15 protein-coding genes are annotated in these 14830 nt (G+C 72.1%); 9 read left to right on the forward strand and 6 right to left on the reverse strand.

Annotation, left to right across the window (positions count from 1 at the left end):
• Positions 1-197 precede the first annotated feature (197 nt).
• The 7 genes from HDG68_RS06570 to pknB are packed head-to-tail and all read left to right on the forward strand — an operon-like array spanning position 198 to position 9367.
• On the forward strand, positions 198-914 hold the full coding sequence (locus HDG68_RS06570) for an FHA domain-containing protein (protein WP_172150465.1): 717 nt from the start codon (positions 198-200) through the stop codon (positions 912-914).
• Between the two features lie 10 nt (positions 915-924).
• Positions 925-1416 (forward strand): FHA domain-containing protein FhaB/FipA, encoded by a 492-nt coding sequence (locus tag HDG68_RS06575; protein WP_172150467.1) that lies wholly within the window; start codon positions 925-927, stop codon positions 1414-1416.
• A gap of 4 nt (positions 1417-1420) precedes the next feature.
• Entirely contained in the window at positions 1421-2752 is a 1332-nt protein-coding gene (locus tag HDG68_RS06580) for a protein phosphatase 2C domain-containing protein (protein ID WP_172150469.1), read from the forward strand.
• Complete coding sequence (locus HDG68_RS06585; RefSeq protein WP_343037459.1) at positions 2749-4389, forward strand: FtsW/RodA/SpoVE family cell cycle protein; 1641 nt, start codon at positions 2749-2751, stop codon at positions 4387-4389. The genes HDG68_RS06580 and HDG68_RS06585 overlap by 4 nt, the downstream gene beginning before the upstream one ends.
• A complete protein-coding gene (locus HDG68_RS06590; RefSeq protein ID WP_172150471.1) occupies positions 4386-5849 on the forward strand; it encodes a penicillin-binding transpeptidase domain-containing protein in 1464 nt (487 codons plus the stop codon). Before HDG68_RS06585 ends, HDG68_RS06590 begins: the two co-directional genes overlap by 4 nt.
• A complete protein-coding gene (locus HDG68_RS06595) occupies positions 5846-7279 on the forward strand; it encodes a serine/threonine-protein kinase (RefSeq protein WP_172150473.1) in 1434 nt (477 codons plus the stop codon). Before HDG68_RS06590 ends, HDG68_RS06595 begins: the two co-directional genes overlap by 4 nt.
• Positions 7280-9367, forward strand: a complete 2088-nt coding sequence (gene pknB, locus HDG68_RS06600; RefSeq protein WP_172150475.1) for a Stk1 family PASTA domain-containing Ser/Thr kinase — start codon at positions 7280-7282, stop codon at positions 9365-9367. It abuts the gene before it with no gap.
• Positions 9368-9660: 293 nt separating this feature from the next.
• Here pknB and HDG68_RS06605 read toward each other — a convergent pair whose 3' ends face one another.
• The 4 genes from HDG68_RS06605 to HDG68_RS06620 are packed head-to-tail and all read right to left on the reverse strand — an operon-like array spanning position 9661 to position 12015.
• Positions 9661-10314 carry an aminodeoxychorismate/anthranilate synthase component II gene (locus HDG68_RS06605; RefSeq protein ID WP_172150477.1) on the reverse strand — a complete coding sequence of 218 codons (654 nt, stop codon included), beginning with the start codon at positions 10312-10314 and terminating at the stop codon, positions 9661-9663.
• Positions 10311-10478: a hypothetical protein gene (locus HDG68_RS06610; RefSeq protein WP_172150479.1), complete on the reverse strand. Its 168-nt coding sequence runs from the start codon at positions 10476-10478 to the stop codon at positions 10311-10313. Before HDG68_RS06610 ends, HDG68_RS06605 begins: the two co-directional genes overlap by 4 nt.
• On the reverse strand, positions 10478-11287 hold the full coding sequence (locus HDG68_RS06615) for a class E sortase (protein WP_172150481.1): 810 nt from the start codon (positions 11285-11287) through the stop codon (positions 10478-10480). The genes HDG68_RS06610 and HDG68_RS06615 overlap by 1 nt, the downstream gene beginning before the upstream one ends.
• Positions 11284-12015, reverse strand: a complete 732-nt coding sequence (locus tag HDG68_RS06620; protein ID WP_172150483.1) for a DUF881 domain-containing protein — start codon at positions 12013-12015, stop codon at positions 11284-11286. The genes HDG68_RS06615 and HDG68_RS06620 overlap by 4 nt, the downstream gene beginning before the upstream one ends.
• Before the next feature lie 126 nt (positions 12016-12141).
• On the opposite strand from HDG68_RS06620, the gene HDG68_RS06625 reads away from it, so the two are divergent.
• Positions 12142-12402 (forward strand): cell division protein CrgA, encoded by a 261-nt coding sequence (locus HDG68_RS06625; protein ID WP_343037461.1) that lies wholly within the window; start codon positions 12142-12144, stop codon positions 12400-12402.
• A gap of 59 nt (positions 12403-12461) precedes the next feature.
• On the opposite strand, the gene HDG68_RS06630 is transcribed toward HDG68_RS06625, so the two are convergent.
• Both HDG68_RS06630 and HDG68_RS06635 read right to left on the reverse strand, forming a co-directional pair.
• Positions 12462-13271 (reverse strand): rhomboid family intramembrane serine protease, encoded by an 810-nt coding sequence (locus tag HDG68_RS06630; protein WP_343037462.1) that lies wholly within the window; start codon positions 13269-13271, stop codon positions 12462-12464.
• 98 nt (positions 13272-13369) lie between these two features.
• Positions 13370-13909: a peptidylprolyl isomerase gene (locus HDG68_RS06635; protein ID WP_172150485.1), complete on the reverse strand. Its 540-nt coding sequence runs from the start codon at positions 13907-13909 to the stop codon at positions 13370-13372.
• An 88-nt stretch (positions 13910-13997) separates the two neighbouring features.
• Between HDG68_RS06635 and HDG68_RS06640 the strand changes: the two genes are divergently transcribed.
• Complete coding sequence (locus HDG68_RS06640; protein ID WP_172150487.1) at positions 13998-14804, forward strand: hypothetical protein; 807 nt, start codon at positions 13998-14000, stop codon at positions 14802-14804.
• Positions 14805-14830: the final 26 nt, after the last annotated feature.

Here is a 14830-nt window from a genome sequence, read left to right on the forward strand (position 1 = left end):
TTCGGCGTCGTCGGGCGGGGACGTGCGTCACACCGACCGCGGAGGGGTCGCGTCGTGACCGCCCCGTGACCTGGAGGGCCACCTCTGCCCGAGGGATTCGCACGAAATCCACAGGTTCGTGGGCGCGGGTGGTGCGCTGCTGCCTACGATCTGGATAGTCTGCCCGCGACACGTGCGGGCCGACGGGAGGAGGTGGCATGGGAGCGCTGGACCGCTTCGAGAAGAGCGTCGAGCGACTGATGAACAACGCGTTCTCCAAGGTGGGACGCGGTGAGGTCAAGGCTGTCGAGCTGGCGAGCCGGCTGCGGCGCGAGATCGACGACCGTGCCGCCGTCGTCGGTCACGACCGCACGGTGGCGCCGAACGAGTTCACGATCGATCTCGCCCCGAGCGACTTCGCCCAGGTGCAGTCCTGGGGTGCGGAGCCGCTCGCCGACGAGCTCGCGACCAACCTCACCGAGTACGCGGCGACGCAGCACTACGCCTTCGTCGGCCCGGTGAGCGTCTCGTTCGAGGAGCACTCGGAGCTGACCGGTGGCCGGTTCACGGTGCGGGCGGCGACGGTGCGCGGCAACGTCGCGCCCGCCACGAACCCCGCGCCGAGCACCCGGCACCCGCTCATCGACATCGACGGGCAGCGGTACCTGCTCACCGGGCCCGTGACGGTCATCGGCCGCGACGCCGAGGCCGACATCGTCGTCGACGACCCGGGCGTGTCCCGCCGCCACCTCGAGATCCGCGTCGCCCCCGAGGGCGTGATCGCCACCGACCTCGGCTCCACCAACGGCCTCTTCGTCGAGGGCCACCAGGTGCCGGCCGCCACGCTGCTGGACGGCAACACCCTGACCATCGGACGGACCCGCATCATGTTCTGGACCGGGTCCTCCGCCGGACGCTCGAGCGAGGACTGGTGATCTCCCGAGGATGAGCGAGCTGACGTTCACCCTGCTGCGGCTGGGCTACCTGGTGCTGCTCTGGGTGTTCGTGCTCTCCGCGATCGCGGTGCTGCGCCGCGACATGGGGTCCCGATCCGTGCGGGCGGCCCGTCGCCAGCGGTCCGACGGCGGCTCGTCGTCGTCCGCCCCGGCCGCCTCGGCGGGCAGCCCGCCCCCGCCCCGGCGCTCGGGTCCGACGCGGCTCGTCGTCACGGCCGGCCCGCTGACCGGCACCACGCTGCCGCTGTCGACGTCGTCGATCCTCATCGGCCGGGCACCGAGCTGCACCCTCGTGCTCGACGACGACTACTCGTCGTCACGGCACGCCCGCATCTTCCCGCAGGGGGACCAGTGGTACGTCGAGGATCTCGGCTCGACGAACGGCACCTACATCGGCGACCAGCGCCTCTCCTCACCCACCCACCTGCCGCCGGGCGTCGGCGTGCAGATCGGCCGGTCCGTCGTCGAGCTGCAGGGGTGAGCGCGTGAGCCTCGCCCTGCGCTACGCCGCCCGGTCCGACGTCGGCCTCGTGCGGTCCGACAACCAGGACTCGGCGTACGCCGGACCCAACCTGCTCGTCGTCGCCGACGGCATGGGCGGCCACGCGGGCGGCGACATCGCCTCCGCCCTGGCGATCGCCGCCCTGGCGCCCCTGGACACCCCGGAGCACGGTCCCGAGCAGGCGCTGTCCGACCTGGAGCACACCGTCGAGCAGGCCCGCCAGGACCTGGTCGACGCGTCCGAGGCCGACCCGGAGCTCGCCGGGATGGGCACCACCGTCACCGCGCTGCTGCGTTCCGGCAACACCCTCGCGATGGCGCACCTCGGCGACTCCCGCGCCTACCTGCTGCGCGACCAGGTGCTCAACCAGGTCACGGTGGACCACACGTTCGTCCAGCACCTCGTCGACACCGGCCGCATCTCCCCGGACGAGGCCGAGACCCACCCGCAGCGCAACGTCGTCATGCGGGTGCTCGGCGACTTCGACGTCGACCTCACCCCGGACATGTCGATCCGGGAGGCGCGCGCCGGCGACCGCTGGCTGCTCTGCTCCGACGGGCTGTCCGGGTTCGTGCCGATCGAGCAGATCACCCAGGTGCTCGTGGAGTGCGATTCGCCGGACGAGGCCGCCGACCTGCTCATCACCCTCGCCATGACCGCGGGCAGCACGGACAACATCACCGTCGTCGTGGCGGACGTCGTGGACGTGGAGGCCGACGACGCGGCGGCCGCCTCGCAGGTCGTGGGCGCCGCCGCGACGCACGACGCCCCCGCGCCGACCCACCGCGACGACACCGCGACGCACGACGAGGCACCGGCCCCCGCACGCGAGGACGACGACGAGGAGGACGAGGACGACGACGTCCGCCCGGCCCCCCGCCGTCGTCCCTGGATCGGCGTGCTCGTGGCGATCCTGGTGCTCGGCGGCCTCGGCTACGGCGGCTGGTGGGCGTACGGGTGGACCCAGGACCAGTACTACGTGGGCGTCGCCGACGGCGAGGTCGCCGTGTTCCAGGGCATCCCGCAGGACGCCGGGCCCCTGACGCTCTCGCACCCCGTCGACTGGACGGGCACCGCCGTCGACGAGCTCCCCGCGTACTGGGTCGACCGCCTCGACGGCACCATCCGCGCCTCCTCGGAGTCCGAGGCCCGCGCCCGCGCCGACGCACTCATCGACGAGGCCCTGCCGACTCCCACCCCGACCCCGACCCCCAGCCCGTCGCCGTCGACGAGCCCGAGCCCCGCACCGTCCCCCACGCCCACCGGGCGCGGCGGCGACGGCGGCGGCGCCGGCTCCGAGGAGGCGCAGGCGTGAGCGCTGACACCCCCGCGGTGACACCGCGCCAGCGCAGGCCGCTGCGTCTGGCCGAGATCTTCCTGCTGATCCTCGCCCTCGGCGGCGGGGTCGGCGGGTACGCCATGGTGGGGCTGTCGATCCGCGGCGAGCTGCCGGAGAGCTTCTGGTGGCGTGCTGGCCTGCTCGGGCTGACGGCCCTGGTGGCGCACGTGGTCCTGCGGCTGCGCGCCCCCTGGTCGGACCAGGTGATCCTGCCCGCGGTGGTGCTGCTCAACGGCATCGGCCTGTCGATGATCTGGCGTCTGGAGATCTCCGACTCCGCGGGCATGGCTCCCGCGGACGCCGCCGGGAACATGAGCGCGTCGCTGCTGGGCGCCGTCGTCGCGTTCACGCTCCTGTGGATCCTGCGCGACCACCGGTGGCTGCGCCGCTACACGTACATCGCGATGCTGGTCGGCCTGCTGCTCGTGGCGCTGCCGCTGATCCCCGGGCTCGGCGAGGAGATCAACGGCGCACGCATCTGGATCTCGGTCGGCGGGTTCTCCCTCCAGCCCGCGGAGTTCGCCAAGATCGCGTTCGCCGTGTTCTTCGCCGGCTACCTGGTGGTCAACCGCGACACGCTCGCGCTCGCCGGTCCCAAGGTCCTGGGCCTGCACCTCCCGCGGCTGCGCGACCTCGGGCCGATCCTCGTGGTCTGGGCGGCCTCGCTGGTCGTGCTGGTCTTCCAGCGCGACCTCGGCACCTCGCTGCTGTTCTTCGGCCTGTTCGTCGCCATGCTCTACCAGGCGACCGCCCGCTCGAGCTGGATCCTGCTGGGTCTGTCCCTGTTCGCCGTCGGTGCGCTGGCCGCCGCCCGCCTGTTCCCGCACGTGCAGGCCCGCGTCGACGTCTGGCTGCACCCGTTCGACGCCGAGTACTACGACCGCGAGATCGGCGGGTCGTTCCAGCTCGTCCAAGGGCAGTTCTCCATGGCGAACGGCGGGTTGTTCGGCACCGGCTGGGGTGAGGGCCGTCCGTTCCAGATCCCCTACGCCTACTCCGACTTCATCTACGCCGCCCTCGGCGAGGAGCTCGGTCTGACGGGGCTGGCCGCCATCCTCCTGACGTACCTGCTGATCGTGCAGCGCGGCCTCAAGACGGCCGTGACGGTACGCGACGGCTTCGGCAAGCTGCTCGCGGGCGGCCTGGCGTTCGTGATGGCGCTGCAGATCTTCGTGGTCGTCGGCGGCATCACGCGGATCATCCCGCTGACCGGCCTGACCCTGCCGTTCATGGCGCAGGGCGGGTCGTCGCTGCTGGCCAACTGGATCGTGGTGGCGCTGCTGCTGCGCATCTCGGACCAGGCCCGCAGACCGTCCGACCTGCCGGTGCGCGGCCAGGTCTCGCCCGGCCGGGCCGAGCCCGAGCCCGTCCTCGTCGGGGCGGGGTCCGACGGCGGCACGTCCGACGGCGCAGCGTCCGGCCCGCGCAGCGGCCCGTCGGGCACCCCGGCCGCCGGCACGCCCGCCGCAGGGACCCCGGCCTCCGGCTCGCCGTTGCCGCGCCGCCGTGTCGCGGACCGCGACGTGCCCGACGGCGGCACCGGTCCGGCGTCGTCCGCACCGACCGAACGCCTCGACCATCCCGACGACCAGCCAGGAGGTGAGCACCGGTGAACATCACGACCCGTCGGCTGGCCTCCATCGTGATGGTCATGTTCCTCGCGCTGCTCGTCTCCACCACCTGGATCCAGTACTTCCAGGCCGAGTCCCTCAACGACGACCCGCGCAACGCCCGGTCGCTGTACGCCCAGTTCGGCACCGACCGCGGCCCGATCGTGGTGGGGGGCGACGCGATCGCCGACTCCGTGCCCGTCGACGACGAGTGGAACTACCAGCGCCAGTACGCCCAGGGCCGGCTGTACGCCCCGCTGACCGGCTACTACTCGCTGGTCAGCGGCACGTCCGGCATCGAGCAGGCCGAGAACGACTTCCTCGCGGGCTCCGCCGACGCCCTGTGGGTGGACCGGCTGACCAACCTGCTCACCGGTTCGGACCCGCAGGGCTCCGCCGTCGAGCTGACCATCGACCCCGCCGCACAGCAGGCGGCGTGGGACGCCCTCGGCGACCAGCGCGGCGCCGTCGTCGCCCTGGAACCCTCCACGGGCAAGATCCTGGCGCTGGTCTCCAAGCCCACGTTCGACCCGAACGACCTGGCGACCCACAGCACCAGCGAGGCGAACCAGGCCTACCTCGACCTGGTGAACGACGACGACGACCCGCTGATCAGCCGGGCGACCAACACGCTCTACCCGCCGGGGTCGACGTTCAAGCTCGTCACCACCGCGGCGGCGCTCGAGAGCGGCGACTACACGCCCGAGACGGTCATCCCCGCACCCTCGACCTACACGCTGACGCAGACGGAGACCCAGGTCGGCAACTTCGCCGGCACGTCCTGCGCGTCCTCGGGGGAGATGACCCTCGCCGACGCGCTGCGGATCTCCTGCAACACCGCCTACCTGGGGCTGGCCGGCGAGCTCGGCGCCGACGACATGAACTCCCAGGCCGAGGCCTTCGGGTTCGGCAGCCCGTACGACGTCCCCTTCACCACGTCGGCGAGCCAGTACGACCCCGACGTCGACGCGATGACCACCGCCCAGGTCGAGCTGTCCGGCATCGGCCAGGGCAGCGTGAACACCACCCCGCTGCAGGTCGCGATGACGTCGGCCGCCATCGCGAACGGCGGCGAGGTCATGGTGCCCTACTCCGTCGACCGCATCCGCGACGCCGAGCTCGAGGTCGTCGAGGAGACCCGCGCCAACGCTCTCGGCCGGGCGATCTCCTCCAGCACCGCCGACGAGCTCACCGACATGATGGTCAGCGTCGTCGAGAGCGGGTCCGGCACCGCGGCGCAGATCTCCGGCGTCTCCGTGGCCGGCAAGACGGGCACGGCCCAGCACGGCGACAACTCCGAGCCGCCGCACGTGTGGTTCACCGGGTTCGCCCCCGCCGACGACCCGCAGGTGGCCGTCGCGGTCGTCGTCGAGAACGGCGGCGCGATGGGCTCCGAGGCGACCGGCGGGCGCGTCTCCGCGCCGATCGCCAAGGCGGTCATGGAGGCGGTGCTGAACGGATGAGACCTGCGGTGGGCATCTCCCTGGGCGAGCGCTATCGCCTCACGCGGCGCATCGCCGTCGGCGGCATGGGCGAGGTGTGGGTCGCCGACGACGGCTACCTGGGCCGCGACGTCGCCGTGAAGGTGCTGCGCGAGGAGTACACCGGCAACGAGGACTTCCTGCGCCGACTGCGCACCGAGGCCCGCAACAGCGCCGCCCTGTCGCACCCCAACATCGCGCAGATGTACGACTACGGCGAGCAGGACGGCGCCGGATACCTCGTCATGGAGCTGGTGCTGGGCGAGCCCCTGTCCGACCTCCTCGAGCGCGAACCCGTCGTCGCACCCCGCAAGCTACTGCCGATCCTGTCGGCCACCGCCCGCGGCCTGCACCACGCGCACGTCGCCGAGGTCGTCCACCGCGACGTCAAGCCCGGCAACATCCTGCTCGAGCACGACGGCGGCGTGAAGATCACCGACTTCGGCGTCTCCCTGGCCGCCAACCAGGCCACGATGACCGCCACCGGCATGGTCATGGGCACCGCCCAGTACCTCTCCCCGGAGCAGGCCGTCGGCCAGGCCGCCACCCCGGCGTCAGACCTCTATGCGCTCGGGATCGTCGCCTACGAGGCCACCGCCGGCAAGCGCCCCTTCACCGGGTCGACGCCGGTCGACATCGCCGTCGCGCACGTCAACAACGCCGTCCCGCCGCTGCCCCAGGCGGTGCACCCGGGCCTGAACGACGTCATCATGCGGATGCTCGCCAAGGACCCGAGCAAGCGGCCCGCGTCGGGCAAGGCGCTGGCCGACGAGCTGGACGCGCTCGCCGTCGAGATCGCCGAGGACCCGCTCGGAGCACGCTCACGATCCGCCCGCCGGGCAGCCCGGGCCGGCCGCCCCGCACCCGTGCGCCACGCCCGGTCCGAGCCCGCCCGCGCCACACCGTCGGCCGGTTCCGTCGAGTCCCCCGCACGGACCGCACGGGCCGCCGGCACGCCGTCGTCCCCGCCCCCGGAACCCGTGGCCACCCGCGCCGCCCGGCGGAACGCCGAACCCGGCCGCACCTACCCCGCGCGCCGCGACCTGCACGGTGGACCCGGTCGCACGACGCCCGTCCAGGGCGAACCCCGGACCCGCGCCGACGCCGGAGCGGGGGCCGGGACGACCCGGTCGTCCACGACGACCGGGCGCCGGCTCGGACCGCTGCAACGCTTCTCCTGGCCGCTGCTCGCACTCCTCGGACTGCTCGGGGTGCTCCTGGTGGCTACCGTGGTGAGTGCTCTGACCGGGGGCGGCGGTGACGACTCGGCCGCCGCGGCGGCCCTGGTCACCGCCGGAGCACTGACGACACGGCCCGCACCGTTGCGGGCGATGACCGTGCCCGACTCTGGGATGATGTGCCCAGACCCGCCGCGCTCCGCGAGCGCGGCCACGACCGAGAAGGACGACTGAGTGGTGGAGAATACCCCCCGAGTACTCGCGGGCCGGTACGAGGTCGGTGAGCTCATCGGCCGCGGAGGCATGGCCGAGGTGCACATCGGTCACGACGCGCGCCTCGGGCGCACCGTCGCGATCAAGGTGCTGCGCTCCGACCTCGCCCGCGACCCGTCCTTCCTGGCCCGGTTCCGCCGCGAGGCGCAGTCCGCCGCCGCGCTGAACCATCCCGCGATCGTCGCCGTCTACGACACGGGCGAGGACACCGCCACCGACGCCGGCGGGCAGCAGGTCCACATCCCGTTCATCGTCATGGAGTACGTCGAGGGCCACACCGTCCGCGACATCCTCGCCGACGGTGCGGCGGTGCCGATCGAGGAGGCCGCGGAGATCACCGTCGGCATCCTCAGCGCGCTCGAGTACTCCCACCACGCCGGCATCGTCCACCGCGACATCAAGCCCGCCAACGTCATGATCACCCCCACCGGCGCGGTGAAGGTGATGGACTTCGGCATCGCGCGCGCCGTCGCGGACTCCGCCGCCACCATGACCCAGGGGCAGGCCGTCATCGGCACCGCCCAGTACCTCTCGCCCGAGCAGGCCCGCGGCGAGCAGGTCGACGCGCGCAGCGACCTGTACTCCACCGGCTGCGTGCTGTTCGAGCTGCTCACCGGCCGCCCGCCGTTCGTCGGCGACTCCCCGGTGGCGCTGGCGTACCAGCACGTCGGGCAGGAGGCGCAGCGTCCCAGCGAGATCGCCAGCGACGTGCCGGACGTCTTCGACCGCATCGTCCTCAAGGCCCTGACCAAGGACCGCGACCAGCGGTACTCCTCGGCCGCCGAGTTCCGCAGCGACCTCGAGTCGGCCATGCGGGGCGGCGCCGTCGGCGCGCCGGCCATCGGGGCCGCCGCCGCGGGCCTCGGCGCCGGGTACGCCGCCACGCAGGTGCTCGGCAACGACCCGACGTCCACCCAGGTCATGGACCCCTCTCAGTCCCCGTGGGGCGCCACCGGGCTGCCGGCCGACCAGACAGCCGCCGGCGGCGCTCCGCCCGAGGAGGAGGAGAAGCCCAGCCGCAAGGGTCTGATGTGGACCCTCATCGCCATCGGTGTGCTCGCGCTCGGCGCCATCATCACGATGCTGCTCCTGAACAACGACAGCGCCCCCGAGACGGTCGCCGTCCCGGAGCTGACCTCCGACATGAGCCGGGCGGAGGCCGAGCGCGAGCTCGAGGACGTCGGGCTCGGGTTCGCCGAACGGGTCGACGACGAGTCGGACGAGCCCGAGGGCACGCTGACGCGGACCGACCCCGAGTCCGGCACCGAGGTGGAGGTCGGCTCGACGGTCGACGTGTACTTCTCCGGCGGCCCCGAGACCTTCGCGATGCCGGACCTCACCGGGCTCAGCCTGGACCAGGCGCGCAGCGAGCTGGAGGAGGCCGGTCTCGAGGAGGGCGAGATCACCGAGGAGGCGAGCGCCGACGTCGACGCCGACCACGTCATCTCGACCGACCCCGCCCCCGAGAACGCCGTGAACCCCGGCGACTCGGTGAACCTGACCATCTCCAACGGCCAGGTCGACCTGCCCGACCTCATCGGGCTGTCCCAGTCCGAGGCCGAATCCCGGCTCGACGAGCTCGGTCTGAACTACTCGACCGAACGTCAGGAGGTCGACGACCAGGCCGACGTCGGCAACGTCGTCAACCAGTCGCCCGAGGCTGGTTCCGTGACCCAGGACCAGCGCGTCACGCTGACCATCGGCGAGGAGCCCGAGGCCGAGATGGTCCAGGTGCCGAACGTCGTCGGGATGACCGCCGACGAGGCCCAGTCCGCGCTCGGCAACCAGGCCAACCTCAACGCCCGCCAGACCACCGCCGGCTCGGAGGAGTACTGCCCGGGCTACGTCTCGGCGTCGGACCCGCCCGCCGGCACCGAGGTGGAGGCCGGCAGCGAGGTCACCATCACCGTCTCGACCGGTGCCCAGGGCCAGAACTGCACCGGCGGGGCCACGCCGGAGCCGGACGACCCCAACGTCGGCAATGACGAGAGCGACGACGACGGCGGCGGCGACGCCTCGCTGCCCGTCGAGCCGCCGGCCACCGACTGATCTGCCCGCTCTCCCCGGCTCTCCCCGGCGAGGTCGTGCGCTTCCGCGAGGTAGCGCACGACCTCCCGAGGTAGGCAAACCCCTCGCGAGGTAGAGCGGGGCATCGCGAGGTAGGCAACACTGCGCCCACGGAGGCAACCTTTCGCGCGGATCATGCCTACCTCGCGCGAGGGTTGCCTATCTCAGCGGGGTATTGCCTACTTCGCGGGAGGGTTGCCTACCTCGCGAGTGCGTTGCCTACCTCGCGAGTGCGTTGCCTACCTCGCGGGACGAGGGGCGCGGGGTGCCGGGGCTCAGGCGGTGTGGACCAGCGGGGCCATGCCGGCCGAGCGCTCGACGGCGGCGGCGTCACCGCACACGGCCAGCCAGTTCGCGAGCAGCCGGTGACCGCCCTCGGTGAGCACCGACTCGGGGTGGAACTGCACCCCGTGCAGCGGCAGGTCCCGGTGCTGGAGTCCCATGACCACGCCCGACGCCGTCGAGCAGGTCACCTCGAGCTCGCCGGGCACGGTCTGCGGCTCGACCGCCAGCGAGTGGTACCGCGTCGCGGTGAACGGCGTCCCGAGCCCGTCGAGCACCCCGGTCCCCCTGTGCTCCACCCGGCTGGTCTTGCCGTGCATGAGCTCGGGGGCGTGCGAGACGGTCGCGCCGTAGACCTCCGCCAGCGCCTGGTGCCCGAGGCAGACGCCGAGCATCGGCGTGGCCGACCGGGCGCACGCCCGGATGACGTCCTCCGACGAGCCGGCGTCGTGGGGCGTGCCCGGGCCGGGGGAGACGAGGACGCCGTCGTACGCCGTGCCGTCCTCGTGCCAGAAGCGACCCTCGGCGTCGGGCTCGGGCACGGCGTCGTTGCGCACGACGGTGGTGCGCGCGCCGAGCTGATCGAGGTAGCCGACGATCGTGTAGACGAAGGAGTCGTAGTTGTCCACGACGAGGATGGAGGTCATGGTGCGTGCGCCTCGACGGTGTTGTCGTTGATGGGGACGTACTCGGAGAACCAGGGGAAGACCCACTCGAAGCACACCCAGACGGCCGCGACGAACAGGATCAGGACGAGCAGCACCCGCAGCCAGACGGGACCCGGCAGCGCGTGCCACAGCAGGCCGTACATCATCGCACCCCCGCGTCGTGGTCGGCCAGTGCCTGGATCTCGACGCCGGCGTCGATCAGCTCGGCGGGCGTGCCCTCGTCCACCGGCGCCCAGTAGTCGAACTCCCCGTGGACGATGTAACGCTGCGCCGCGGAGTACATCGGGTGGCACGCCGTCAGGGTGATGAACCGTTCGGTCAGCTCCGGCACGGGCTCACCCGGCATCAGGCCGGGCACGGGCGAGACCACCTCGACCTGCTGCGGCCAGACGATCTCGTGCTCGGTGACGCGGTACACGTACCAGGTGTCCTCGGTACGGACCACGATCGGGTCGCCCTCCTGCAGGTCCGCGACCCCGTGGAAAGGCCTGCCGTAGGTGGTGCGGTGGCCGGCCACGGAGAAGTTGCCCAGGTCGCCCGGCAGCACGGTGTCCGGGTAGTGCCCGATCCCGAGGCGGTCGAGGATCTCCGCCTTGTCGATGCCCTCGGCGACGGGTTCGACGTAGTCGGCGCCCCAGCGCGGGACGTAGAACTGGGCGAAGACCTCGGCGTAGTCCGGCGCGTCCATGATCGGCGGGTCGTCCCGGTACTCGGGGGCGACGACGGGTCCCTCGAGCTCGTTGTCCGGCACCTCCAGCGGCGGCTCCGTCCAGTCGAGGTCCGCGAGCACCTGGGTGTGGATACGCTCGGCCTGCACGTCGGTCCACCACAGCTGCCACACGACGAACAGACCGAGGAACACCCCCGCGGTGATGAGCAGCTCGCCGATCACGCCGACCACGGCGCCGAACGCTCCGCCACGGCGGGCCGCCGGTCGGCTCGCGTGCCTCACGAGAACACGTCCGTCCCGTCCGGGACCTCCGCGTACTGCAGGTCCTGGCCGCCCGAGTACGCCGGCATGTCAGTGGACTCGAAGCGGTCGACGGCGTAGCCCAGGCCGATCCAGTCGACGTACTGTTGGTAGATGGCGACCCCGGGCGACGAGTCGAGAGCGGCCTGCAGCGCGTCCGGATCGCCGATCGCCTCGACCACGTACGGCGGCGAGAACACCTTGCCGTGCAGCAGCATGATGTTGCCCGAGCACCGGAACGCGCTCGTCGGGGTGACGCGTTCCCCCTGGAGCGTCATCGCCTCGGCCCCGCCAGCCCACAGGGCGTTGATGACGTGCTGGACGTCCTGCTGGTGGACCACCAGGTCGTCGGCCACCGCGTTCTCGATCTCCAGGGACGACGACGGCGCGTCCTCGAGCGCGACGCTCAGCCCGGGTCCGCTCACCGGCCAGGTGCCGGTCACCACCGCTTCCCGCCGGCGGAGGTCGCCGCCGCGGGTCGGGACGTCCTCGTCCACCGTGTCGGTCAGCCCGGCGATCTGGTCGTTCAGGGCGCTTGCCTCGGTCGACAGCTCCTCGACACGTTCGGACTCGTCCGCGACCACGGACGCGAGGTCCTCGGCGTGCCGCGCCTCGTCGTCGGGGGCGAGCTGCGCGCTGACGGTGAACAGCAGTCCGGACAGGCCGAGCACCACCGCGACGGCGAGCGTGGAACGCACCCGGGGTGACATCGCGGGCCCATCCTCTCGTCGTCGTGCCGGAACCATGCCTGTGGACCACTACGCTAGACGACGAACCGTCGTCGGCGTGCCAGAAACCGACCCCTGGACGTCGCACCAGCCTGACAGGAGCCAGCCGTGTCCGAGAAGTCGCCGAAGCCCGGCAAGAAGAAGGGCGACGACGTCGCGCCCGCGATGCCGCAGAAGTCCTCGGCCAACCCCCGCTGGCTCGTGCCGACGATGCTCACGCTGATGCTCGCCGGGCTGGCCTGGATCGTCATCTACTACCTGACGAGCCAGAACCTCGGACTGCCCGTGCCGGCACTCGGCAACTGGAACCTCCTGGTCGGCTTCGTGCTCATCATCGCGGGGTTCTCGCTCACCACGCGCTGGAAGTAGCGGCTGTACAAATTCCACCGGTGTGATTCCACACCTGTGTACATCCCTGGGGACAACTCTCAGAAGAGCCCGAGTCCCCAGGTCGGGACGGTGGAATACTTCCACACCGACAGCGCCACCAGCACGACGCCCACGACGGCGGGCAGCGCCCACCCGACGAGCTGCTGCCGTTCCCGGGGAGCCCACGCGTAGCCCGCGCCGATCGCGAGCCCCACGATCAGACCGCCGACGTGCGCCTCCCAGGCGATGCCGCCCACGAAGAACGGCAGCGCCATGTTGATGGCGATGAGGGCGACGATCTGCCCCGCGTTGCGTCCCAGCCGCCGCAGCACGGGGATGATTGCGCCGAACAACCCGAAGACCGCACCCGAGGCACCCACGACGCCCTGCTGCCAGCTCAGCCCCGTCGGGTCGGCCAGCAGCAGGACGCCGACCGAGCCGCCCAGCGCGGAGAGCAGGTAGAGCGCCACGAACCGGCCCCGGCCGAACGCCTGCTCGAGGAACGGACCCACGAGCCACAGCGCGTACATGTTGAACAGGATGTGCAGCGGGGTCGTGGAGTGCAGGAACGCGGCGGTCAGGAACCGCCACGGCTCCTCCTGGCCGGTCGCGGGGGAGAACGCCCACTGCTGGGTCCACGCCCCGCCGGTAGCGAGCTGCAGCACCCAGCTGACGACGCACAGCCCGATGATCGTCAGGGTCACCACCGGCCGACCGCCGCGCACGGTCGCGCCGAAGGCGGTGCGCACGTTGCGCGCCGCCTTCGACGACTCCGCGACGCAGTCGACGCACTGCACCCCCACCGCCGCCGGGCGCTGGCACTCGGGGCAGGCCGGGCGGCCGCAGCGCTGGCACCGCACGTACGACACCCGGTCCGGGTGCCGCGGGCACACCGGCGGCGCGCTCCCGGGCTGCTGGGCAGGCTCAGGGGTGCTGATGGCTCGGCCCTCCGTGGGGTCGGGTCGGGTCAGTCCTCGACGGTGACCGAGTTGATGACGATGTCCTCCACCGGGCGGTCGCCCGGGCGCGTCTGCGTGGTGCCGATGGCGTCCACCACCGCGCGCGAGTCGTCGTCGGCAACCTTGCCGAAGATGGTGTGCTTGCCGTTCAGCCACGGGGTGGCGGCCGTGGTGATGAAGAACTGGGAGCCGTTGGTGCCCTCGACCGCGCCCGTGACCGGGTTGCGGCGCTTGCCCGCGTTGGCCATCGCCAGGATGTACTTATCGTCGAACGCGAGCTCCGGGTGGATCTCGTCGTCGAACATGTAGCCCGGACCGCCGGTCCCGGTGCCGAGCGGGTCGCCGCCCTGGATCATGAAGTTCTCGATGACGCGGTGGAAGATCACGCCGTCGTAGAGCGGGTCGTTGCGCTCGGCGCCCGTGCGCGGGTCGGTCCAGGTCGTGGTGCCCTGAGCCAGGCCGACGAAGTTCTTGACCGTCTTCGGCGCGTGGTTCGGCAGGAGCTCGATGCGGATGTCACCGGCGGAGGTGTGCAGGGTTGCGAACATGTCGCCCATTCTCGCACCACGCACCACGTGTCCGGGTCGTCGGGCGTGTACCGGTGCGCTATCGCGCCGCCGGTGGCAGAGTGGTGCCATGGTGCAGACCCCGAAGATCGACTCCGCCAAGGTCAAGGACTCCGCCGCCGAGGTCGCGGCAGCGCTGGTCGGTGCGGGCTCGCGCGCCGCAGACGGTGCCCGCGACGCCGCCGGTCAGGCCAAGGACTGGGCCGGCCCGCGCTACGACTCGTTCGTCGAGTGGCTGCGGCCCCGCGCCGAGAAGGCCTGGAACGACAGCGTCCAGGCCGCCGCCCCGCGCGTCGAGGACGCCGCCGTCAAGGCCGGTCCGATGATCGACTCCGCCCACGACAAGATCGTCGACGAGTACCTGCCCAAGCTGGTCCTCGCCTTCAACGCCGCGGCCGAGCGCGCCGCCATGACGGCCGACGAGGCCGCCAAGATGGCCGCGAAGTCCGCCAAGTCCGCCGAGAAGGCGGCCCGCAAGGCGCAGCGGAAGTCCCGCCGGCGCAAGACGCTCGTGTGGACCGCCGTCCTCGGCGGCGTCGCCGCGGCCGGCTACGCCTTCTACCGCCGGGCGCAGCCGCAGAACGACCCGTGGGCCGAGCCCTGGGAGCAGTCCTCCGCCCCCGACTTCGACGGTGTGGCCCGCGACGCCCGCCACGTGGTCGGTGACGCGGCCGAGGCCGTGGGCGAAGCCGCCGGTGCCGCCGTCGCGAAGGGCAAGGAGGCCTCGGAGAAGATCTCGGAGGCCGCCGGCCGCGCCCGCAAGAAGACCGCCGACGAGGCGAGCGACGCTGCCGAGAACGCCCAGGAGGCGGCGGACGAGGCCGCCGAGGACGTCAAGGACGCCGCGGACAGCGCGAAGGACGACACGACGAAGTAGGACCGCCACATCGTACGACGAGAGCC

It is taken from the genome of Isoptericola chiayiensis, from assembly GCF_013149805.1.
In the GTDB taxonomy this organism is placed as follows: Bacteria; Actinomycetota; Actinomycetes; order Actinomycetales; family Cellulomonadaceae; genus Isoptericola; species Isoptericola chiayiensis.

Coding starts and splice junctions, on each gene's coding strand:
- HDG68_RS06640 (WP_172150487.1), top strand. CDS start 13,998: ATGGTGCAGACCCCGAAGATCGACTCCGCCAAGGTCAAGGACTCCGCC.
- HDG68_RS06635 (WP_172150485.1), bottom strand. CDS start 13,909: ATGTTCGCAACCCTGCACACCTCCGCCGGTGACATCCGCATCGAGCTC.
- HDG68_RS06605 (WP_172150477.1), bottom strand. CDS start 10,314: ATGACCTCCATCCTCGTCGTGGACAACTACGACTCCTTCGTCTACACG.
- HDG68_RS06570 (WP_172150465.1), top strand. CDS start 198: ATGGGAGCGCTGGACCGCTTCGAGAAGAGCGTCGAGCGACTGATGAAC.
- HDG68_RS06610 (WP_172150479.1), bottom strand. CDS start 10,478: ATGTACGGCCTGCTGTGGCACGCGCTGCCGGGTCCCGTCTGGCTGCGG.
- HDG68_RS06620 (WP_172150483.1), bottom strand. CDS start 12,015: ATGTCACCCCGGGTGCGTTCCACGCTCGCCGTCGCGGTGGTGCTCGGC.
- HDG68_RS06575 (WP_172150467.1), top strand. CDS start 925: ATGAGCGAGCTGACGTTCACCCTGCTGCGGCTGGGCTACCTGGTGCTG.
- HDG68_RS06595 (WP_172150473.1), top strand. CDS start 5,846: ATGAGACCTGCGGTGGGCATCTCCCTGGGCGAGCGCTATCGCCTCACG.